The sequence below is a fragment of the Telluria sp. AZSoR62 genome (genome assembly GCF_058111565.1).
Window position 1 is genome coordinate 1 of record NZ_JBYTST010000002.1, and the last position, 21,654, is coordinate 21,654.

The following is a 21,654-nucleotide window of genomic DNA, read 5'->3' on the forward strand; positions in this document are numbered from 1 at the left end:
CAAGCATCCCTTTAAACCGTGTAAATATTGTGCGTAAGTAACGACGACGGCGCGTACCGAACTTCGCATAATCTATATTATGTTAAATGCGCTATCCGCACGGACACCGCTGGCCCGCCCCGGCTTGCAGGGCCAACCCCACGGGGCATCCAGTCAAGGAAACAGCCCGACCTGTCCTTTCCATGAGGCCGGCCCATCTATGCGCCTCGTGAGACGTTTCGCGACGCCGTGCCGACCGGCCCTGCACCGTTCTCATGGCGACGCCGCACCTGCCTGCCAGAGAATTGCCGACGCGTCGTCCGCCCGTTTCACCGAACCCTCCGCGGCCGCCTGTGCCTGCGCATCCGCTTCGAAGCTGCGCAGCGCGTCCAGGGCCGGTTCCAATCCACGTGCCACGCACAGCGCAGCCAGGGACTCGGGCGTGTGCAGCGCATAGGTATCGACCAGCCGGTAGAAGCCATCCGTCATGCCGAGCACGGTTGCGCCGGCCGGCAGGTCCGCTTCAAGCGTGCGCGCCTGGAAGTCGCCGTTCGGACGCAGGCACAGGACTGCAGGCCCTTCGGCCGTGTTCTGGAATTCGCGGCGCGCGCGCAGGAGCGGCAGCAGCCGCGCGTGGCGCTGCGGGCCGTCCACGATGCCCTCGGCGCGCAGCCGGGCGATCTCGGCGCGCAGGACGCCTTCCTGCGGATTGACGAACGGGTCGAGGTCGACAACGCCGCCGTCGGCATGGCGCAGCAGCGTCTTGCAGTCGCCCAGGCAGTACAGCTGCGCGCGATGGCCGGCGACCGTGCGCGTGATCCGGGTCCAGGTCAGCGCCGCGATCGGCCAGGCGTATGCCGGCGCGTCCTGGCCTGCGGCCAGTTCACGGTACGCGCCGCAGGTCGACTCGATGGCGGCGTGCACGGCTGCGTGCTGCCCCAGGCCCGCATCGATGCAGCGTTCCAATGCGGCCGCGAATCGACCGACGAACCAGACCACGTCACCCGTGCCCGGCGCGACATAGTCCCGGTCGGCAACCGAGGTGCCGCCATCGATGACGACGAGGTCGGTAACCCCATCCGAATGAAAATGTCCCGCCCAATCCTCGTTATGGCCGGCGGAGGCGCCTGCCGATACGACTTCGATCCGCATCTATTGTGATCTTCCATGACTCCAAGCGACCTGGACAGGTCGCGAGCCGACATCATACCCAAGCGTGCCCTGCGCGTTGAAGTATGGGCGTGCCCAGATCTTTTACTCGACATTATAGATGCTAATGTCGAGTGAGATAATCGTTACCAGGCACTGTCGCGGCAAGCGGCATCCTCAGGCTGCATGCGCGGCGGATAAAATGCGGCCTGCCATTCCTGTTGACGGAAGTACAAGCTAGAATCCTGCCTGTCTCCTTACCCTTACAAGGATCAGGCGTTACCGGGCCCTGGTCGCGCGCACTGCGCCTGGCCCGCCGGACTTCCGATGTTCCTCATCTTCATGCAACGTTTTCTCCCCGCCCGGCCCGGCATGCGCCTGGCGCTTTTCCTGGCCCTGCTGTCGCTCGCCACCCTCCTCCAGTGCCGCCCGGCCAAGGACGGCGACTTCCAGGAATACGCCCTGATGACCATCGCGCTGGCCAACCATGCCAGCCCGGACATCCGCCCGGCCGACCTCGACATGGCGGACCGGCTCTCGCCCGAACCCGGCTTCATCGCCCTGCACCAGCAGGTACGCGCCGGCATGGCGCGCGGCGAGTCGATGCCCTTTCCCGGCATCGTGCGCGGCCTGGATGGCGGCTATTACGCGATCCACTTCTTCGCCTACTCCGCGCTCGCGGCCCTGCCCTTCAAGATCATCGAAGCGGCCGGCGGCCACCCATTCAAGGCCTACCAGGTGGTAAACCTGGCTGCGCTGGCGATCCTGGCGCTAGCGCTGTTCCGGTTCACCGGCTCGAGCCGCCGCACAATCTACGCCATCGTTTTCTTCCTCCTGTCCGGCGGCATGCTGTACGCGAACTGGGCCAGCACCGAATTCCTTACCGGCTGCTGCCTGTTGGCCGGCCTGCTGTTCGTGCTGCTCGGGCGCCCCTATCTGGGCGCGGTGCTGGCCGGGCTGGGCGCGATGCAAAATCCGCCGCTGGTGGCCTTCTCGGTGTTCGCGCCCATCATCCGTATCTGCTACCTGCTTGGCCACGAGCGCATGACGGCGCCCGATGCGATCCGCAAGGTGGTCGACCGCCATACGGTGCTGGCCTCCATCCTGCAGGCGGCCATGGCGCTCGCGCCCTTCCTGTACAACCAGGCGGTGTTCGGCATGCCCAGCCAGATCGCGGCGATGTCGACCGATCCCGGCCTGATCACCGGCGCGCGGCTGCTGTCCTTCTATGCTGACCTGAACCAGGGCGTCATCATCGGGTTTCCGGTGGTGCTGGCACTGGTGGCCGTGCAGCTGTTCGCAAAGGACGGCCGCCGCTGGCTGCCGCATGCGCTGGCCGCGATCCTGTTCAGCGTCGCGCTGGCCGTGCCCTCGCTGTCGACCATCAACTGGAATTCGGGCGCGAACGGCATGATGCGCTATGCCTTCTGGGGCGGCATGCCGCTGCTCTACCTGGCACTTAGCTGGATGCAGCGCGTCCCGCGCTGGCCGGTGCCGCTGCTGGCGGCCATGCTGCTGGTGCAGGCCGGCGCCATGGCGCACGCGCGCAGCTATGTGTACATCGAACTGAGCCCGGCCGCGCGGGCGATGCTGCGCCTGTTCCCCGGCCTGTATGCGCCCGAGCCCGAGATCTTCCTGGAGCGGGTGCTGCACCTGGACGGTGCCATCCACTGGCACACGGTCGCAACCTACGGGCTGCCCGGCCGTCCGGTCAAGTCCGTGTTCGACCCTGCCAGCGATGCGGCCCACGCCGCCTTGTGCGGCCCGGGGCGGCGGGTGGTCCTTCCCGAAAGCGGGCCGCGCTACCCGAACGGCTGGCGCTACGTGACCGGCAAGCCGGCGTGCATCCGGGCGAGCGCGCCGCAGGCCAGCCCGTAAGTATTGCTGCATAAGCGCGCACGGCTGAATGCCAGCCGTTTGCGCGGCCTGGGCATGTGGGTAAGAATGTGCTCATGCGAACTGATCACTCGAAAGGATGAGCATGGGCACGACCGTCAAGAACACCACCCCCGACACCGCCAAGGTCATCCTGGTCGGTGAAATGATGGACGGCAGCTTCGATGCCAAAGTCATGTCGGAAACCGACGTCCCCTATACCAAGTACTGGGATAACGAGCTGGAACAGCGGATCGTCTACCTGCATCCGGATGCGGACCAGCTCAAGTCCATCGTGCAGGCGCTCAACGAGCGCCGCCTGTCGCTCGACGACCTGCAGGATTTCGGCAGTTCGGCCGGCGGCGAATCCGAACTCCCGATCTAGGCCCGGCCCGCGCCCTATTCGGCCAAGCCCGGGCCCTTGCCCACGATTTCGTCGTGGCGCTCGTGGTCGGTCTTGTGCAGGTAGGCCGCCGTGGTCGCGATATTGGCGTGGCCGGCGGTATCCTGCAGGGTCTTGAGCTGCACGCCGCTGTTGGCGTGGTTGGTGAGCATGCTGTGGCGCAGCCAGTGCGTCGACGCCTGGCGCAGCGAGGCCGCGCTGTCGGCGTCGCCGAGCCCCTCGGCGCGCTCGGCCCCGGCCATGAACACCGCCTTGAGCGCTTCGGAGGCCGCTTCGTCGGTAATGCGCACCGGTTCGTCGCGGCGGCTCGATAGCACCAGCGGCGTGCGGTCGGCGCGGCCGGCCTGCGGCAGCATGCCGAAGGCGCGGCGATAGTCGCGGTAGGCGGCCAGCATCGCCGGCGGCACCGGCAGGCGGCGCGGCTTGGCGCCCTTGCCCATCACGTCCAGCCACCAGCGCTGGTCGCCTTCGCTGTAGATCGCACCCATGCTGGCGCCGACGATCTCGTTCAGGCGCGCCCCGGTCTGGGCAAACGCCACCAGCAGGAAACGGTCGCGCTCGCGCTGGCGGATCGCCGCCGGCGTCTCGGCCACCCGGCTGGTGACGGCATCGAGCGCATATGCGATCGCCTGGGTCGTCAGGTAGCGGGTGACGCGACTGGCGGTCGATGCGCGCACATTGCGCACCATGCGCGCCGGGTTGCGCCGCAGGTAGCCGGTCTGTTCCGCATAGCCGAGCAGGCCCTTCACGGCGATCATGGCCTGGCGCCGGCTGGCGTCGGACAGCGGACCCGAGAACGGCCGGTAGCGTGGGTCGTTGCGCGGCCACTTGGTGGTGCTGATCCATTCCGGGGGCGGATTGCGGATGAAGTCCTTGTAGCCGTTGAGATCGGCCACGCTGAGCTGGCGGAAGGTCTTGCGCGCCTCTTCGCGGCACCAGGTCAGGAAGCGGTACAGTTCTTTCTGCGTATTGGCGATGGATTTCGGGCTCAATTCGCTATGGCCGATATATTCGCGCGCCAGCTCGACGTCGGACGTGGCGTCCGTCACCGGTTCGTCCGCTACCCCGCGGAAGACCCCGCCGCGCGCGCTGGCGGCGGCCCGCCCGGGCGCGTCGCCAGGGGGTGGATCGAGGTCGAGCGGGAGAAACGTGGGCATGGTTGCGATAATATACTGTGTTTTTATACAGTATAGCACCGCTGCGCCTGCCTACCAAGGGTGGGCGCAAGTACGCACGCCAGCCGTCGCTGCGGCATAATGCCGGCTCGTCCCAGTCATCCGGAGCCATCATGCTACTTCGTTTCGTCAGCCGGGCTGCGTTTGCCGCCACGCTCGTCCTTCCGCTCGCCGCCAGCGCCGCGCAACCGGTGATCGAGGTGTACAAGACCGCCACCTGCGGCTGCTGCAAGGAATGGGTCAAGCATCTCGAGGCCAATGGCTTCACCGTCAAGGCCAGGGACGTGGACAACCCATCGGATTACCGCGAGAAGTTCGGCATCCCGGCGCAGCATGGTTCCTGCCATAGCGGCCGCGTGAAGGGCTACGCGATCGAAGGCCACGTCCCGGCGGCCGACATCAAGCGCCTGCTGGCGGAAAAGCCCAGGGCGCGCGGTCTTGCCGTTCCGGCCATGCCGATGGGCTCGCCCGGCATGGAAGGCCCGCGCAAGGATCCCTACGAGGTGCTGCTGGTGAAAGACGGCGGCAAGACCGCCGTCTACAAGCGTTACGAATAAGACCCGCGCGTCCGCGCGAGCGTCCTACAGCGCCGTGCTCCGCCTGCCGATGCACGCCTGCTGCCGGCAGGCGCATAATCGGGCTTCACGATCGATGGAGGCCGAGATGAGCGAACACACCCCACAGGACGACCCGTCCACCACCCTCGGCGTCGGCGGCGCCACCAGCGGCCAGCAAGGCGCGCCCCCCAGCCACGAAACCCAGCAGGAAACCGGCGGCAACGGCGGCGACGGCTTGAGCCGCAACCAGGTCGGCAAGACCGCCAATGCACCCGACGGCGAGGCCATGCAATCGCAGCCGCAGACGCAGGCGCCGGACAGCGCGATGACCCACACTGCGCGCGGAGCGCAGGACACCCATTCGAGCCAGGCCGGCAAGACCGGCACCGGCCTGGGCACGCCGGAAACCGGCGGCAACCAGAGCGAGGCCGACCTGCCGCCGCGCTAGGCTGCCGGCGCCAGCGGGCGCGCCGCCAGCGCCCTGTGCGCGTCGAGCGCGGCGAGCTTGCGCCACCAGATCCACGAAACGATGGCATTGACCCAGAAGAAGGCATACAGCACCGCGGTCAGGTAAAGGCCGCGGCTGGCGTAGAGCGGCACGGCGATCGTGTTCACGAGGAGCCAGACCGGCCAGTTCTCGATCCGGCGCTGCATCATCAGGAGCTGGGCGATCACGCTGAACACCAGCACCGCCGAGTCGACAAACGGCGCGTAGGCATTGGTGTAGAAATGCAGGAGCGCGCCATAGCAGGCGGTGGCGGCCACGCCGGCCGGGATCATCCACAGCAGGGTCTTGAGGCCGGCATGCGTGACCGGCAGCGCCCTGCCGCCCGCGCCGCGGATCCAGCGCCACCAGCCGAGCAGGCTGGTCGCCACGAAAAACACCTGCAGCACGACGTCCGCATACAGGCGGTTTTGCGCAAACAGCAGGCCGAACAGCGTGCAGCCGACGATCCCGGTCCACCAGGTATGGACGCTGTTGCGCCCGGCGAGCACGATCGCCACGGCGGTAAACGCGTTCGCCGCGATTTCAAGTGGCGTCATGCGCCTGCCCTGCCTTGCCCTGCTCGCGCCATGGTCTGCTCCGGTGGATGAAGCAGTTACTCTACGCGAGCATGGCGGGCGCGGGCAAGCCCGCCAGGTTCGGCTGCTTACATGCGGATGGTGCCGTGCTCCTGGTCCACGTCCGGGGTCGAGCCGGTAATGGCCGCCTTGGCCATGGCGAACATGCGCACCATCTTGCTGTCGTTTGAATCCCAGTACTCGGCCGCATGCGGCATCACGCGTACCAGCACCACGTGCTGGTCTTCCGGGCCGGCCGGGAACCAGGCCTGGACCATCGGGTTCCACAGGGCCTTGATCTTCACGCGATCGACCACACGCTCGGCCCTGCCGCTGACCGACACGTAATTGCTGTTGTCGGTATCGGCAAAGCTGACGTTCACTTCGGGCTCGTGGGCGATGTTGTCCCACAATTCGGTCGTGGAGCTCGTGTAGAACCACAGAGCGCCTTCGGAGTCGACCTGCTGGTTGGTCATCGGCTGGGCGATGAGGTGGCCGTTCTGGTCGCGCGTGGTGAACATGGCAAAGCGCATCGAGCCGATCTTGTCGGACAGGGCGGCGGCATGCGCCGGGGTGGTGTGATCTGGCATGGCATTCCTCTGCAATGGGATGAAAACCCCGATGCTAGCGCCTCGCCTGGGCGCCATCGGTGCGCCGACGTACACTGACCCGGCTCTGTCCCTGCGCCAGCCCCTGGTCGATGCCCGGCGCAAACTAGCCAAATCGTCTATAGTGACGCCTCCGTACAAGAACTCACTCCCCCATGAAATTTGACGTCGCTATTGTCGGCAGCGGCCTGGCCGGCCTGTCGGTGGCCCTGCACCTGGCGCAGACGCGCAGCGTTGCGATCATCTCCAAGCGCGCCCTGTTGGACGGAGCCAGCAACTGGGCCCAGGGCGGCATCGCCGCGGTGCTCGACTCCGGCGACAGCCACGACCAGCACATCGCCGACACGCTGATCGCCGGCGCCGGGCTGTGCGAGGAAGCCGCGACCCGCTACATCGTCGAGAACGGCCGCGCCGCGATCGAGTGGCTGATCGAACAGGGCGTGCCCTTCACCCGCGACGCCTCGGCCGAAATGGGTTTCCACCTGACCCGCGAAGGTGGGCACAGCCAGCGCCGCATCATCCACGCGGCCGACGCCACCGGCCACGCGGTGCAGGTCACGCTCGAGCAAAAGGTGCGCGCGCATCCGAACATCGCGCTGTTCGAGCACCACTGCGCGATCGACGTCATCACCTCGGACAAGCTGACCGGCAAGGGCGTGCATGGCGGCGCGCCGCACCTGGTCGGCCAGCCGCGCTGCTACGGCCTGTACGTGCAGGACGAGGCCAGCGGCGAGGTGCTCACTTTCGAAGCCGAGCACACCGTGCTGGCCACCGGCGGCGCCGGCAAGGTCTACCTGTACACCACCAATCCCGATACCGCCACCGGCGACGGCATCGCCATGGCCTGGCGCGCCGGCTGCCGCGTGTCGAACATGGAATTCATCCAGTTCCACCCGACCTGCCTGTACCACCCGTACGCCAAGTCCTTCCTGATCACGGAAGCGATCCGCGGCGAAGGCGGTCTGCTGAAACTGCCGCCGGAAGCGGGAAGCGCGGCCGGCACGCGCTTCATGCCGGCCCACGACGAGCGTGGCGAACTGGCCCCGCGCGACGTGGTGGCGCGCGCGATCGACTTCGAGATGAAAAAGCGCGGCCTGGACTACGTCCACCTGGACATCAGCCACCAGAGCCCGGAATTCCTGATCGAGCACTTCCCGACCATTTACGCGCGCTGCCTGGAGCTGGGCATCGACATCACCCGCCAGCCGATTCCCGTGGTGCCGGCGGTGCACTTCACCTGCGGCGGGATCGTCACCGACCTGGCCGGCCGCACCGACATCCCGGGCCTGTATGCGGTCGGCGAGACCGCCTGCACCGGCCTGCACGGGGCCAACCGCCTGGCCAGCAATTCGCTGCTCGAGTGCGTGGTGATCGGGCGCGCCTGCGCGCACCAGATCGCGGCCGCGCCGAAGATCGAGAACCCGGTGCTGCCGCCCTGGGACGAGAGCCGCGTCACCAATGCCGACGAAGAAGTCGTCATTGCCCACAACTGGGACGAGCTGCGCCGCTTCATGTGGAATTACGTCGGCATCGTGCGCACCACCAAGCGCCTCGAACGCGCCCAGCACCGCATCAAGCTGCTCAAGGAAGAAATCGACGAGTACTATCGCAACTTCCGCATTACCCACGACTTGCTGGAGCTGCGCAACCTCGTCGAGGTGGCCTGCCTGATCGTCAACAGCGCCCTGTCGCGCCACGAAAGCCGCGGCCTGCATTATTCGCGCGACTTCCCCGACACGCTACCCAAGGCACTGCCGAGCGTGCTCACGCCGGAACGCCGATAAACGCCTTCACGCCGGTCCCTGTTGCGGACCGGCGGCGATCATGAACCGCCCTGCCCTGACTCCCTCCACCATCGCGCTTCTCACGGTTCCACCGGTGCTGTGGGCGGGCAACGCCATCGTCGGGCGCCTGGTGCGCGACGCCGTGCCGCCGATGACGCTCAACCTGATCCGCTGGAGCATCGCACTCATGGTGCTGCTGCCGCTGGGCCGGGCCGCCTTCCGGGCCGGCAGCGGCGTGTTGGCCAACTGGCGCCGTTATGCGCTGCTCGGCCTGCTCGGCGTGGGCCTGTACAACTCGCTGCAATACCTGGCGCTGCAAAGCTCCACGCCGATCAACGTCACCCTGGTCGCATCAAGCATCCCGGTCTGGATGCTGCTGGTAGGCCGCTTCTTCTACGGGATGCCGGTCAAGCGCAAGCAGGTCGTGGGCGCGCTGCTGTCGATCGCCGGCGTGCTGGTGGTGCTGTGCCGCGGCGAATTCGACCAACTGGTCAAGTTACGGCTGGTGACCGGCGACCTGTACATGATCCTGGCGACCATCGCCTGGTCCTTCTACAGCTGGATGCTGATGCAGCAGAAGGACGCACCCGGCCTGCGCGCCGACTGGGCGGCATTCCTGCTGGCCCAGGTCGGCTTCGGCGTGCTGTGGTCGGCCGGGCTGTCCGGCGCCGAATGGGCGCTCGCCGGCGTATCGATCGCCTGGAGCTGGCCGCTGGCCGCCGCCCTGCTGTATGTCGCGACCGGTCCGGCGATCCTGGCCATGCGCTGCTGGGGCGCCGGCGTGCAGCGCGCGGGCCCCAGCATCGGCGCCTTCTTCATCAACCTCACGCCGCTGTTCACGGCGCTGCTGTCGTCCGCCTTCCTGGGCGAGGCGCCGCACGCTTACCACGTGCTGGCCTTCGGCCTGATCGTCGGCGGGATCTGCGTGTCGGCGCGCTGATCCATTCGCATTCAGCTTCGGTAACGTGTTCCGGCGCCCCGCCCAGGGATGCTAGGATCGCAGCCTGAGCAAGGAGCATGTCCCATGGCAGAAGGTCACCCCCCGCAGGACGCGGCCGCGCATCTCGCGGCCTTCCTGGAGCGCCATCCGCGCACCCTGGTCCTCACCGGCGCCGGCCTGTCGACGGCCTCCGGCATTCCCGGCTACCGCGACCGCGATGGCGTGCGGCGCGGGCGGCTGCCGATCCAGGGGCCGGAATTCCGGCGCTCTGTCGACGTTCAGCGGCGCTACTGGGCGCGCAGCATGGTCGGCTGGCCCATCATGGCGCAGGCCCGTCCCAACGCCGGGCACCTGGCACTGGCCCGGCTGCAGCAGCACGGGCGCTTTGGCGCCCTGCTCACGCAAAACGTCGACGGCCTGCACCAGCGCGCCGGCAGTCCATCGGTGCTCGAGCTGCACGGCAGCGTCCATGGCGTGGTCTGCCTGCACTGCCGGGCCGATTTCTCGCGCGCCTTCATCCAGACCATGCTGAACGAGGCCAATCCCGAGCTGGCCAACGTGCTGGCCACGCCCCTGCCGGACGGCGACGCGGCCATCGAGCCCGATGCGCTGGAAGACTTCCACCTGCCCTGGTGTGTCCATTGTGGCGGCGTACTTTCGCCGGATGTCGTATTCTTTGGCGATGGTATCCCGCCGCAGCGGACCGCCCGGGCGCTGGCCAGCATGGACGCGGCCGACGCGCTGCTGGTGGTCGGCTCCTCGCTGATGGTGTATTCGGGCTTCCGGTTTTGCCGCATGGCGTCCGAAACCGGCAAGCCGATCGCCGCCGTCAACCTGGGGCGCACCCGGGCGGATCACCTGATCGCACTCAAACTAGAAGAGTCGGCCGAGCGGCTGTTGCCGCAGGTTGCCGGCCTGCTCCACGCAGAGGAACCGGGGGAGTCACAACCAATCAACGAATAACAGGGGGATCTTGTGACCAAGCGCTACCGCAGCATTACTTCAAGCACGCCATACTCGAACCGGCGCGCCGGCGCGGTCCTGGCCGGCATCGGCCTGCTCGCGTCCTACTTCTACGTCCGCGCCAGGACCGCCAAGGCCGAGCGCGACAATCCGCCCGCAGGAAAATTCGTCGAGGTCGATGGCGTGCGCCTGCATTACCTCGACCGCGGCACCGGGCCGACCCTGGTGCTCCTGCATGGCAACGGCGTGTATTCCAGGGATTTCGAGACCAGCGGACTGCTCGATCTGGCGGCCGAACACTATCGTGTCATCGCGTTCGATCGTCCCGGCTTCGGCTACAGCGAACGCCCGCGCACCACCGTCTGGACGCCCGACAAGCAGGCGGCCTTGCTGCTCAAGGCGCTGGAACAGATCGGCGTCGAGTCGGCCATCGTCGCCGGCCACTCCTGGGGCACGATGGTCGCACTGGCGATGGGGCTGCAGCAGCCCGGCGTCGTACGCGGCCTGGTACTCCTGTCGGGTTACTACTATCCGAGCCTGCGCCTGGACTGGGCCTTCCTGTCGCAGCCCGCCGTCCCGATCGTGGGCGACCTGCTGCGCTATACCGTGTCGCCGCTGCTGGCCAGGGCCTTGTGGCGCCCTTTGTCGAAGCGCATGTTCTCGCCCAAGCCGATCGACGTGCGCTTCGACGCCTTCCCGGTGTGGATGGCGCTGCGGCCGAAGCAGCTGCGCGCGTCGGCTGCCGAGACGGCGATGATGATTCCGTCCGCAGCCGGGCTGGCCAAACGCTATGCCGAGCTGAAGGTGGCGGCGGTCATCCTCGCCGGCACCAAGGACAAGATCGTGGTCGCCGGGCACAACTCGGAGCGCCTTGACGAGGGGCTCGCACTGAGCCGGCTGGAACTGGAACCGGGCGTGGGGCACATGACCCATTACGCGCACCCGGAGAAGGTGATGGCGGCGATCGATGCGATCGCGGCGCAGGTGGGAGAGCCGGCGCACGTGCGCACGCCGGAGGCGGAGGCGCTGGCGCGGGCCAGCGAGAGCGGGGTGTAAGCGCCGCTCGCGCGGTCAGGACTTGAGCACGTACTTGATGACGATCCCCGCCATCAGCGCGACGAAGATCACCATCGACAGCCCGCCGTGCAGCGTCGGCGAGCCGATCGACACTTGCGCCGTCTTCGGATCCTGCTCCATGCGCAGCGCCTTGCCGAACATGACCGGGCGCAGGAAGCCGCGCACGCCCACCAGGATCATGCCGATCCCGAAGCACAGGTCGGCCGTGTTGTCCTTGGCCAGGCCACTCAACAGGGTCGGCACGCCCAGCACGAGGCCGAACATCAGCCACATTATCCGGGCGCCGGTTGCCAGGCGCAGGCGGCTCCAATCCATTTGTTCGTTCATCTCAGGCCACCCCGCCGACGATACGCAATGAATAATCCGTCGCACGCACGTCCTTGGTCAGGCTGCCGATCGAGATGCGGTCCACGCCCGTCTCGGCGATCGCGCGCACCGTGTCCATGTTGATGCCGCCCGAAGCTTCCAGCAGCGCGCGGCCGGCATTCACGGCCACAGCTTCGCGCATCATCGCCAGGTCGAAGTTATCGAGCAGCACCGACTTGACGCCGGCCTCCAGCGCTTCTTGAAGCTGGGCGATGGTCTCGACCTCGATCTGCACCGGCGCCGTCGAACCCAGCGCGTCGGCCGCGGCCAGTGCCCTGGTCACGCCGCCCGCCGCCGCGATATGGTTTTCCTTGATCAGGATGCCGTCGTAGAGCGCCATGCGCTGGTTCTTGCCGCCGCCGACGCGCACCGCATACTTCTGCGCCTGGCGCAGGCCCGGCAGGGTCTTGCGGGTGTCGAGGATGGCCGCCTTCGTGCCTTCGATGGCCTCGACGTACTTGCGGGTGGCGGTCGCCACGCCCGAGAGCAGCTGCATGAAATTCAGCGCCGCGCGTTCGGCCGTGAGCAGCGAGCGCGGATTGGCTTCGATGGTGCAGACCACGGAGTCCGCCGCCATCATCTCGCCTTCGGCGACCTTCCAGTCGATCTCGATGCCCTGGTCGACCGCCAGCATCACGGCCTCGAACCAGGGCGCGCCGCACAGCACGGCGCGTTCGCGCACGATGACGCGGGCCTGCACGCGGGGTTCAATCGGCACCAGGAGGCCGGTCAGGTCGCCGCTGCCGATGTCTTCCAGCAGCGCGGCAAGGATATTGGCTTCGAAAGCCGATTGCAGCTTCTCGTCGAACTTGGCGTGCGGGTTACGCAGAGTGCTCATGCAGGTCCTACTCCCTGGAACAAGGTCGCGTTCTGCTCGAGCGCACCGCTCGGCAGGGCCTGGGCTCTTTTCGCGGCCGCGAAATCGAGCATGCGGTCGATCGCGCGCTTGGCCTGCACGCCGATCGCCGGATCGACATGCACTTCGTTGGCGCCGGATTCGAGCACCTCGGCCAGGTTCTTCAGGCCGTTCATGGCCATCCATGGGCAATGCGCGCAGCTCTTGCAGGTGGCGCTGTTGCCGGCAGTGGGCGCCTCGATGAAATGCTTGCCGGGGGCCGCCAGGCGCATCTTGTGGAGGATGCCGTTGTCGGTGGCGACGATGAAGGTCGTCGCCGGCAGGTTCACCGCGGCGTTGATCAGCTGGGTGGTCGAGCCGACCACGTCGGCCTGGGCCACCACGGCGGCCGGCGACTCCGGGTGCACCAGCACCTTGGCGTCCGGGTGCTCGGCCTTCAACAGGTCCAGTTCGACGCCCTTGAATTCGTCGTGCACCAGGCAGGAACCCTGCCACAGCAGCATGTCGGCCCCGGTCTGCTTCTGGATATAGGCGCCCAGGTGACGGTCCGGCGCCCACAGGATCTTCTTGCCCTGCTCGTGCAGGTGCTTGACGATGTCGAGCCCGATCGACGAGGTCACCATCCAGTCGGCGCGCGCCTTCACGGCGGCGCTGGTATTGGCGTACACCACCACCGTACGGTCCGGATGCTGGTCGCAGAATGCGGCGAATTCGTCGGCCGGGCAGCCGAGGTCCAGCGAACAGGTCGCGTCCAGGTCCGGCATCAGGATGGTTTTTTCCGGGCTCAGGATCTTGGCCGATTCGCCCATGAAGCGCACACCGGCCACCACCAGGGTCTTGGCCGGGTGGTCGCGCCCGAAGCGCGCCATCTCGAGCGAGTCGGAGACGCAGCCGCCGGTTTCCTCGGCCAGGTCCTGCAGGTCGGCGTCCACGTAGTAGTGGGCGACCAGCACCGCATCGCGCTCCTTGAGCAGGCGGCGGATGCGTTCCTTCAGTTCGGTCTTCTCCGCCGCGGTCGGGGTGACCGGCGTGCGCGCCCACGCTTGCGAGGTGCAGGACAGGCCGCCTTGCGGGTGGTCGTATTCGTAGGTCTTGATCGGTACGGTAATCATGCGGATGATGGTCTCACAGTGCGGTCCGGGATCGGGTTGCGTAAGGGGGGCGCGAATCCTGCCCACCCTACGACCTGGGTAGTGTTAAGCCTCGATACCCTGGCTGCTCAGGTAATCCTCGTAGCTGCCGCGGAAGTCGACGATTTCGTTTTCCTTCACTTCGAGCACGCGCGTGGCCAGCGAGGACACGAATTCGCGGTCGTGCGACACGAAGATCAGGGTGCCTTCGTATTTATCCAGTGCGATATTGAGCGACTCGATCGATTCCATGTCCATGTGGTTGGTCGGCTCGTCCAGCAGCATGACGTTGTGGCGGCCCAGCATGAGCTTGCCGTACATCATGCGGCCCTTTTCGCCGCCGGACAGCACCTTGACCGACTTCTTGACCTCGTCGCCGCCGAACAGCAGGCGCCCCAGGATCGAGCGCACGGCCAGGTCGTCGTCGCCTTCTTTCGTCCAGCGGCCCATCCAGTCGGTCAGCACCGCGTCGGTCGGGAATTCCTCGGTCGGATCCTGCGGCATGTAGCCGACGTTGGCGTTCTCGGCCCACTTGGTGCGGCCGTGGTCCGCGTCCAGGCCGGTGATGTCCTTGCCGCCGATGCAGCGCAGCAGCGTGGTCTTGCCGGCGCCGTTGGCGCCGATGATCGCGACGCGCTCGCCGGCCTCGATCATGATCGAGAAGTTCTTGAACAGCGTGCGGTCGTACGCCTTGCTCAAGCCCTCGGTCTCCACCGCCAGGCGGTGCAGCTTCTTCTCGGCTTCGAAGCGCACGAACGGATAGGCGCGCGACGAAGGCTTGAAGTCCTCGATCTTGATCTTGTCGATCTGCTTGGCGCGCGAGGTCGCCTGGCGCGCCTTGGACTTGTTGGCCGAAAAGCGGCGCACGAATTCCTGCAGTTCCGCGACCTTTTCCTTGGCCTTGGCATTGTTGGCCAGCTGCTGGTTGCGGGCCTGGGTCGAGGCCAGCATGTAGTCGTCGTAGGAACCCGGATACACCTTCAGGGTGCCGTAGTCCATGTCGGCGATGTGGGTGCAGACCTGGTTCAGGAAGTGGCGATCGTGCGAGATGATGATCATCGTCGAATTGCGCTGGTTGAGCATGTCTTCCAGCCAGCGGATCGTGTTGATGTCCAGGTTGTTGGTCGGCTCGTCCAGCAGCAGGATGTCCGGATTCGAGAACAGGGCCTGGGCCAGCAGCACGCGCAGCTTCCAGCCTGGCGCCACGGCGCTCATCGGACCCTGGTGCAGGTCGCCCGCGATGTCCAGGCCCAGCAGCAGTTCGCCGGCGCGCGCTTCGGCCGAGTAGCCGTCGTATTCGGCGACCTTGCCCTCGAGATCGGCGGCGCGCATGTAGTCGTCGTCGGTCGCTTCCGGGTTCGCGTAGATGGCGTCGCGTTCCGAGATGGCGTTCCACAGCTCGGTGTGGCCCATCATGACGACGTCGAGCACGCGCACGTCTTCATACGCGAACTGGTCCTGGCGCAGCTTGCCGAGGCGCTCGCCCGGGTCGAGGCTGACGTTGCCGGCCGATGGTTCCAGGTCGCCGCCGAGGATCTTCATGAAGGTCGACTTGCCGCAGCCGTTCGCGCCGATCAGGCCGTAGCGGTTGCCGTCGCCGAACTTGACGGAAATGTTCTCGAAAAGCGGCTTGGCGCCGAATTGCATCGTGATGTTGGCTGTAGATAGCACGGGAGTAAACCTTTAGAAGCAGAGTGTTCGATTAACCGGGCATTCTACCATTTCACGGTCTGTCATGGGGACGACGGGGGCCGCCGCCCTGCCCCGGGCGACCGGGAAGGATGGATTTTCTGCTGAACAAGAATCCGTAAGAGCAAGGCCGAGGCCAGGGGCTTCAGGCGCAGCCGGCGGCAGCGGCCAGGCGCAGGGTCGGGTAATCCGACAGGCCCAGGCTGAACCCGTCGCTGTTCGACACCAGCCGTCCCTGCGCCCCGAACGGAATCGTCACCCGGCGCGGGCCGTGGCCGAAGCTCAGCCCGTGGATGACGGGCAGCGGCAGGGTCGCGCGCAGGTGGGCCAGCATGGTGCCGAAATCGTAGCCGTTGTCGTTCTTGCCGAGCTGGTAGCCCGAGAACTCGCCCAGCACCACGGCCCGCTGGCGCGCCAGGACTCCGGCATGCTCGAGCTGCAGCAGCATGCGCTCGACCCGGTAAGGGTGCTCGCCGATGTCTTCGAGATAGAGGATGCCGCCGTCGATCTGCGGGAAATACGGGGTGCCCAGCAGCGACACCACCATCGCCAGGTTGCCGCCCCAGACCGTCCCGGACGTTTCCAGGCAAGGATTGCCCGTGACGCATTCGGTAATGGTATGGGTCGGCCCGGCCAGGCAGTGCCAGAAATTGTCGAGCGTGAACGGCACCGTGTCGCGTGCGCCGAAGTCGCCCACCAGCATCGGCCCGGCATAGCTGAGCGCGCCGGTGCGGGCCATCAGGCCCATGTGGATGGCGGTGATGTCCGAGAAACCGACCACCAGCTTGCCGCTGGCGGCAATTGCCTCGAAATCGATCTTTGGCAGCAGGCGCGTGGTGCCGTAGCCGCCGCGCAAGGCCATGATCAACTGGATATCCGGGTCGGCCACGGCTGCCTGCAGCTGGGCCAGGCGGCCCGCATCGGTGCCGCCGAAGCGCTCGTGGATCGCCGCGTGGTCGTAGTAGTTGTGGACCAGGCAGCCGTGCGTTTCGAGGCGGCTGACCGCGCGGTCGACCGCGCAGGAGTCGAGGGCCTGGCCGCCGGGGGCGACGATGGCAATACCGATTTGTTGGGTGATCACTGTTTGACAAATAGCCGGGGTGTTGAGTCCGGTAGCATCTTACCCCTGGCGTGGGCATCGATCAAGGCAAGCAGCCGCTCCGCCAGTTGCGGCGGCAGGTCGTGGCCCATGCCTTCGATGATCTCGAGGCGGGCGCCGGGGATGCGGCTGGCGGTATCCTCGCCGCAGGCCAGCGGTACCAGGGGGTCGGCCGCGCCATGGATCACGAGAGACGGCGCGGTGATGGTGGCCAGTTGGGCGCAGCGGTCGCCCGAGGCGGCGATCGCCATCATCTGGCGCGCGACGCCACTCGGGCAATAGCTTCGCCGCACCGAACGGGCCACCCTCCGGCGCAGCAGGCGCTCGGGCGTCGGGTAGGACGGGCTGCCGATGGCGCGCATGACTTCCATGCCCTGGTCGATGATGCTGTCGATGTCGGCCGGATTGCCCGGGCGGCGGCCAAGCAGCTTGCGCAGCTTTTTCTCCGGACCCGGCAGGCCGCGCCGGCAGCTGCTCGACATGATCGAGGTCAGGCTCAGGATGCGCTGCGGATAACGGGCGGCGAGGATCTGGGCGATCATGCCGCCCATCGATACCCCCACCACGTGGGCGCGCGCCACGCCCAGCGCGGACAGCACGCCGATGGCGTCCTCGGCCATGTCGTCGAGGCGGTAGGCGGCGCGCAGCGGCCAGCCGAGTTTGGCCTTGAGCGCGGCGATGGAGAGATTGGGCACGCCCGCCTGCTCGAACTTGGTGGACAGGCCGCTGTCGCGGTTATCGAAGCGGATCACATAGAAGCCGAGCTCGACCAGTCCGTCGACGATTTCGTCGGGCCAGCTCGCCAGCTGCATGCCCAGGCCATGCACGAGCAGCAGCGGCACGGCCTTGGGATCGCCCGAAGTATCGAAGGCGATGCGGATTCCGTTGGCGTTCAGCGTTGGCATGGCGATATATCGGCGCCGCGCGGGGCGGCATCGGTTCTCTCGGTAGTGCGGTGGAATGGGCTCGCCGTGCGGGACGGCTTGAATCGAGCATACCACTTTCGCAATCCTGCGGGCGCTCGCACCCGGCATGCGGGCCTGCGCTGCCGCAGCGATCGCGCGCCGCCCCTGCCTAGGGCGTGGCCGGCAATTTCCGGGAAGCCGCGCGGCGCTCGGCGAAAAAGGCTCTGAGCAGGCTGCCGGCCTCTTCGGCCATGAGGCCGCCCGCCACCTCGGTGTGGTGATTGAGTTTTTCCTGCTCGAACAGATTCACCACCGAACCGCAGGCGCCGGTCTTGGGATCGAGGGCGGCATACACCACCCGCGCCAGGCGCGCGTGCATCATCGCCCCCGAGCACATGATGCAGGGCTCGAGCGTGACATACAGCTCGCAGCCGGGCAGCCGGTAGTTGCCGAGCTTCTCCGCCGCTGCGCGCAGGGCGACGATTTCGGCGTGGGCGGTCGGGTCGTGGCGTCCGATCGGCTGGTTGTAGCCGACCGCGACGACTTTGCCGTCCTTGACCACCACCGCCCCCACCGGCACCTCGCCCTGGTCCCAGGCCAGCCGGGCCTGCTCGAGCGCCATCCCCATGAAGCGCAGGGCCGGGTCATCGAGGGCCTGTTCAGGCGCCAAGGACTTCTGCCCAGCAGTTCGGGGTTTCGTGCAGCACCAGCTTGTGCAGGCGCAAACCGGTGCCGTAGCGGTCGGTGAACACGGTCTTGAGGATGCCGAAGGCGACGCGCGCCAGGTTCTCGACCGTCGGGATGCAGTCGATCACCACCGTCTTGTGGCCGGGCAGCGAAGCGAGGAACTCGCGCACCTTGTCGTCTTTTTCGTACACGAGGAAAGCGTGGTCCCAGACGTCGACCAGGTGCTCTTTCGCCAGCGTCTTGACGTCGGAAAAATCCATGATCATGCCGTTGTCGGAATTTCCTTCAGCGTCGATGACTTCGCCGGTAAGGGTAATCTCGAGGGTATAGCGGTGGCCGTGCAGGTTGCGGCACTGGCTCTTGTGGTCGGGAATGCGATGGCCTGCATCGAATTCCAGCTTGCGGGTAATGGTCAACATGGGGCTGGCTAACTTAAGGAATCTGGAGGAGTTTGTGGGTCTGGAGGCTGAGCTTCCACTTGGGGTTGCGGCGGCAGGTCTCGATCGCCAGGCGGGTATTTTCCGCCGCCAGCGGGCCGTCCATCGGCTGCACGTAGAAGTTGTCGAAGTCGAGCGCCTCGTAGGCGGCCAGGTTTTGCTCCGCCTGCGGGATCACGACCTTGATCTCGTTGCCGCGCGCGACCACCAGCTGCGAGCCCATCTTCGGGCTGACGCAGATCCAGTCCACGCCCTCGGGCACCGGCAGCGTGCCGTTGGTTTCGATGGCGATGGTGAAGCCCACCGCATGCATGGCCTCGATCAGGGCGCGGTCCAGCTGCAGCAGCGGCTCGCCGCCGGTGAATACCACGTACTTGCTGGCCGGGTGCAGGGCCGGCCACAGCGAATCGATCTCGGCGGCCAGGGCGGCGGCATCGCGGAACTTGCCGCCGCGCTCGCCGTCGGTGCCGACGAAATCGGTATCGCAGAAGCGGCAGATGCTGGTGGCGCGGTCCTGCTCGCGCCCGCTCCACAGATTGCAGCCGGAGAAGCGGCAGAACACGGCCGGACGCCCCGCGTGGGCGCCTTCTCCCTGCAGGGTGTAGAAGATCTCTTTGATGCTGTAAGTCACGGTAGGCCTCTCGTCAACCTTCCATTATAGCGCGCCGCGCCCCGGCCATGCTACTGCCGCGGTCTGGCAAAGGGCCTCGGCGCGGCCCGGTGTGGCGTTCATGCATTGAGGATCGACAATATTCTCCGTCGGACTCCGATGTACCTTCCTGAGGAATGTTCCGAACGTGAGTAAGAAGGAAGCCATGACAAAGTCCATCTCATTCCTAGTGCGCCTGTCGGCATTTGCGCTCGTTGCCGGCGCTGCGCCCGCCGCTGCCGCTGCAGCGCTTGCGGTGCCGCTGCCCTTGCGCGGCGCCCCGCCAGAACTGCTGGCCACCGCCATGGTGGCGCTGGCTTCGCTGGCGCTGGCGGTGCTGCTGCAGCGGCGCTCGCGGGCGGCCGACGAACGCAGCCGCTCGCTCGAGCAGCAACTGGCGGCCGAGCGCAGCGCCCATGCCGACGTCGAGAATGCGCTGGCCGGCAGCCATGAAGTGCTGTGCCGGCTGGTGCATGGCCAGGAAGGCGTGCGCGACGCCGAGCGTACCCGCATCGCGCGCGACCTGCACGACGAGCTCGGGCACCGGCTGCTGGCCCTGCGCGTCGAACTGGCCCTGCAGCAGGCGGCCGTGCGCGGCACCTCGCCTGCCGTCCATGACAAGCTCACCGCCGCCATCGCCAACCTCGATTCCTCGATCCGTGCCGTGCGCGCCATCGTCGCCGGCCTGCGCCCGATTGCCCCAGGCACCACGCTGCGCCAGGCCGCCGAACGCCACCTGGCCGAATTCGCCCGCCTGCATGGCCTGGACTACCGCTTCGACGCCGGCAGCGACCCGCTGGCGCCAATCGGCACCGACCGCGAAACCGACGCCGTACTGTTCCGCGCCCTGCAGGAAGCGCTGGCGAACGTGGCCCACCATGCCCAGGCAACCATGGTCTGCGTCACCCTGGTCGATGCGGCCCGCGACATCACCCTGAAGGTGGAAGACGACGGCGTTTGCCCGGCCATCCAGCCGCAGCGCGGCAGCAGCCTGGACGGGATGCGCGAACGCACCGAGGCGCTCGGCGGCAGCATGCGCCTGGCCGCCGGCCGGCGCGGCGGCACAGTCCTGTCGGTCACCCTGCCGGTGCGGCGAGAGCCCCTGATGGCGTGAATCGAGGCCCCCGTGTCATGTCGGGCAGCTGTGTCCAGCCTTGCTCAAAATCAATAAGTTGATCCGCTTGCGGTAGCAAAATCGTTTCCTGTTGGCAGTCATTTCGGCTGCCGGACCGGAACCGCAGAGGACCTTATGATCAGTTCGACAATAACAAGCGCCGGCATCAACCTGCCTGCCGCGAATGCGCTCGTCAAGGACGATGCCTTCGTCGGTCAACTGATGGAAACCATCTCGATCCCGGTCTTCGTCCTCGACCGCCATGCGCGCGTCATGATCTGGAACCGCGCCTGCGAACGGCTGACCGGTGTTCCCGCCCGAGAAATCCTCGGCACCAGCGACCACTGGCGCAGCTTCTACGAGCACCGCCGCCCTACCCTGGCCGACCTGGTGCTGCAGAACAGCACCGACGAGGTGCGGCAGATCATCCCGCGCACCGCGCCGGAAGGCGCCGCGGCCAGCCTGTGCCTGGAGAGCTGGTTCGACATGCCGCGCGCCGGCCGGCGCCGCTACCTGGCGGCCGACGCCAGCCCGATCTACGATTCCGAAGGCGAACTGTCGGCGGTAGTGGAAACCCTGCGCGACCTGACCGAGGAAAAGATGGCCCAGGTGGCGCTCGAGCAGCTCGCCACCCGCGACGGCCTGACGGGCCTGGCCAACCGGCGCTGTTTCGACGATACCCTGCATGCGGAATGGGCGCGCGCCCTGCGCCAGGGCCAGCCGCTGTCGCTGCTGATGGTCGATGTCGACAACTTCAAGGCCTATAACGACGCCAACGGCCATCTCGGGGGCGACGAATGCCTCAAGCGCATCGCAAAAGCGGTCTCGAGCGAGATGCGCGCCAACGACCTGGTCGCGCGCTATGGCGGCGAAGAATTCGCGGTGATCCTGCCGAACCAGTCGCTCAAAGGCGCGGCCATCGTCGCCGAACGCATCCGCTGCCGGGTCGAGCAGCTGCAGCTGCCATCCACCGCGCCGACCCGGCACGTGACGGTGTCGATCGGGGCCGCCACCGCCATTGCCGGCCCGGACAGCACCGCCAGCCAGCTGGTCGCGATCGCAGACGCCGCCCTCTACCGCGCCAAACACCTGGGCCGCAACCGCATCAGCCTTCCCCTGAGCGAAGCGGCGTAAACCCCGGTGGCGCGGC

The 21,654-nt window shown here is 67.0% G+C and carries 23 protein-coding genes; 10 read left to right on the forward strand and 13 right to left on the reverse strand.

The window, feature by feature from the left end:
* Positions 1-252: 252 nt before the first annotated feature.
* Positions 253-1,131, reverse strand: coding sequence for a hypothetical protein (locus tag AC3XQU_RS03430; RefSeq protein WP_489872741.1), 879 nt, complete (start codon positions 1,129-1,131; stop codon positions 253-255).
* 324 nt (positions 1,132-1,455) lie between these two features.
* On the opposite strand from AC3XQU_RS03430, the gene AC3XQU_RS03435 reads away from it, so the two are divergent.
* Complete coding sequence (locus tag AC3XQU_RS03435; protein WP_489872742.1) at positions 1,456-3,006, forward strand: hypothetical protein; 1,551 nt, start codon at positions 1,456-1,458, stop codon at positions 3,004-3,006.
* A gap of 103 nt (positions 3,007-3,109) precedes the next feature.
* Positions 3,110-3,388: a hypothetical protein gene (locus tag AC3XQU_RS03440; RefSeq protein WP_489872743.1), complete on the forward strand. Its 279-nt coding sequence runs from the start codon at positions 3,110-3,112 to the stop codon at positions 3,386-3,388.
* A gap of 14 nt (positions 3,389-3,402) precedes the next feature.
* Here the strand turns inward: AC3XQU_RS03440 and AC3XQU_RS03445 are convergent, their stop codons facing one another.
* A complete protein-coding gene (locus tag AC3XQU_RS03445) occupies positions 3,403-4,563 on the reverse strand; it encodes a tyrosine-type recombinase/integrase (protein WP_489872744.1) in 1,161 nt (386 codons plus the stop codon).
* A gap of 131 nt (positions 4,564-4,694) precedes the next feature.
* Between AC3XQU_RS03445 and AC3XQU_RS03450 the strand changes: the two genes are divergently transcribed.
* The gene (locus tag AC3XQU_RS03450; protein WP_489872745.1) at positions 4,695-5,138 is read left to right on the forward strand and encodes a DUF411 domain-containing protein; all 444 of its coding nucleotides are present in this window, start codon (positions 4,695-4,697) and stop codon (positions 5,136-5,138) included.
* A 106-nt stretch (positions 5,139-5,244) separates the two neighbouring features.
* Positions 5,245-5,586 (forward strand): hypothetical protein, encoded by a 342-nt coding sequence (locus AC3XQU_RS03455; RefSeq protein WP_489872746.1) that lies wholly within the window; start codon positions 5,245-5,247, stop codon positions 5,584-5,586.
* Here the strand turns inward: AC3XQU_RS03455 and pnuC are convergent.
* Both pnuC and AC3XQU_RS03465 read right to left on the reverse strand, forming a co-directional pair.
* Complete coding sequence (pnuC, locus tag AC3XQU_RS03460; RefSeq protein ID WP_489872747.1) at positions 5,583-6,182, reverse strand: nicotinamide riboside transporter PnuC; 600 nt, start codon at positions 6,180-6,182, stop codon at positions 5,583-5,585. The two genes, AC3XQU_RS03455 and pnuC, sit on opposite strands and share 4 nt — an antisense overlap.
* A gap of 107 nt (positions 6,183-6,289) precedes the next feature.
* Positions 6,290-6,790, reverse strand: coding sequence for a pyridoxamine 5'-phosphate oxidase family protein (locus AC3XQU_RS03465; RefSeq protein ID WP_489872748.1), 501 nt, complete (start codon positions 6,788-6,790; stop codon positions 6,290-6,292).
* A 173-nt stretch (positions 6,791-6,963) separates the two neighbouring features.
* On the opposite strand from AC3XQU_RS03465, the gene nadB reads away from it, so the two are divergent.
* The 4 genes from nadB (at position 6,964) to AC3XQU_RS03485 (ending at position 11,551) form a co-directional block, all read left to right on the forward strand.
* Positions 6,964-8,592 (forward strand): L-aspartate oxidase, encoded by a 1,629-nt coding sequence (gene nadB, locus AC3XQU_RS03470; RefSeq protein WP_489872749.1) that lies wholly within the window; start codon positions 6,964-6,966, stop codon positions 8,590-8,592.
* Positions 8,593-8,632: 40 nt separating this feature from the next.
* Positions 8,633-9,532: a DMT family transporter gene (locus AC3XQU_RS03475; RefSeq protein ID WP_489872750.1), complete on the forward strand. Its 900-nt coding sequence runs from the start codon at positions 8,633-8,635 to the stop codon at positions 9,530-9,532.
* A gap of 84 nt (positions 9,533-9,616) precedes the next feature.
* Entirely contained in the window at positions 9,617-10,495 is an 879-nt protein-coding gene (locus AC3XQU_RS03480; protein ID WP_489872751.1) for an NAD-dependent protein deacetylase, read from the forward strand.
* 12 nt (positions 10,496-10,507) lie between these two features.
* Positions 10,508-11,551 carry an alpha/beta fold hydrolase gene (locus tag AC3XQU_RS03485; RefSeq protein ID WP_489872752.1) on the forward strand — a complete coding sequence of 348 codons (1,044 nt, stop codon included), beginning with the start codon at positions 10,508-10,510 and terminating at the stop codon, positions 11,549-11,551.
* A gap of 15 nt (positions 11,552-11,566) precedes the next feature.
* On the opposite strand, the gene AC3XQU_RS03490 is transcribed toward AC3XQU_RS03485, so the two are convergent.
* From AC3XQU_RS03490 to queE, 9 genes are all read right to left on the reverse strand, one after another.
* A complete protein-coding gene (locus AC3XQU_RS03490; RefSeq protein WP_489872753.1) occupies positions 11,567-11,899 on the reverse strand; it encodes a hypothetical protein in 333 nt (110 codons plus the stop codon).
* 1 nt (position 11,900) lies between these two features.
* Complete coding sequence (nadC, locus tag AC3XQU_RS03495) at positions 11,901-12,776, reverse strand: carboxylating nicotinate-nucleotide diphosphorylase (protein WP_489872754.1); 876 nt, start codon at positions 12,774-12,776, stop codon at positions 11,901-11,903.
* The gene (gene nadA / locus AC3XQU_RS03500; RefSeq protein WP_489872755.1) at positions 12,773-13,906 is read right to left on the reverse strand and encodes a quinolinate synthase NadA; all 1,134 of its coding nucleotides are present in this window, start codon (positions 13,904-13,906) and stop codon (positions 12,773-12,775) included. Before nadA ends, nadC begins: the two co-directional genes overlap by 4 nt.
* Positions 13,907-13,990: 84 nt before the next feature.
* The gene (locus AC3XQU_RS03505; protein WP_489872756.1) at positions 13,991-15,595 is read right to left on the reverse strand and encodes an ABC-F family ATPase; all 1,605 of its coding nucleotides are present in this window, start codon (positions 15,593-15,595) and stop codon (positions 13,991-13,993) included.
* Between the two features lie 163 nt (positions 15,596-15,758).
* The gene (ldcA, locus tag AC3XQU_RS03510; RefSeq protein ID WP_489872757.1) at positions 15,759-16,694 is read right to left on the reverse strand and encodes a muramoyltetrapeptide carboxypeptidase; all 936 of its coding nucleotides are present in this window, start codon (positions 16,692-16,694) and stop codon (positions 15,759-15,761) included.
* Positions 16,691-17,617, reverse strand: a complete 927-nt coding sequence (locus AC3XQU_RS03515; RefSeq protein WP_489872758.1) for an alpha/beta fold hydrolase — start codon at positions 17,615-17,617, stop codon at positions 16,691-16,693. The genes ldcA and AC3XQU_RS03515 overlap by 4 nt, the downstream gene beginning before the upstream one ends.
* Before the next feature lie 169 nt (positions 17,618-17,786).
* A complete protein-coding gene (tadA, locus tag AC3XQU_RS03520; RefSeq protein WP_489873193.1) occupies positions 17,787-18,245 on the reverse strand; it encodes a tRNA adenosine(34) deaminase TadA in 459 nt (152 codons plus the stop codon).
* A 31-nt stretch (positions 18,246-18,276) separates the two neighbouring features.
* On the reverse strand, positions 18,277-18,723 hold the full coding sequence (gene queD / locus AC3XQU_RS03525) for a 6-carboxytetrahydropterin synthase QueD (protein WP_489872759.1): 447 nt from the start codon (positions 18,721-18,723) through the stop codon (positions 18,277-18,279).
* Between the two features lie 13 nt (positions 18,724-18,736).
* Positions 18,737-19,372, reverse strand: coding sequence for a 7-carboxy-7-deazaguanine synthase (queE, locus tag AC3XQU_RS03530; protein WP_489872760.1), 636 nt, complete (start codon positions 19,370-19,372; stop codon positions 18,737-18,739).
* Positions 19,373-19,556: 184 nt separating this feature from the next.
* On the opposite strand from queE, the gene AC3XQU_RS03535 reads away from it, so the two are divergent.
* The gene (locus AC3XQU_RS03535) at positions 19,557-20,504 is read left to right on the forward strand and encodes a sensor histidine kinase (RefSeq protein WP_489872761.1); all 948 of its coding nucleotides are present in this window, start codon (positions 19,557-19,559) and stop codon (positions 20,502-20,504) included.
* 222 nt (positions 20,505-20,726) lie between these two features.
* Positions 20,727-21,638, forward strand: a complete 912-nt coding sequence (locus AC3XQU_RS03540) for a sensor domain-containing diguanylate cyclase (RefSeq protein ID WP_489873194.1) — start codon at positions 20,727-20,729, stop codon at positions 21,636-21,638.
* The last annotated feature ends 16 nt before the right edge of the window (positions 21,639-21,654 follow it).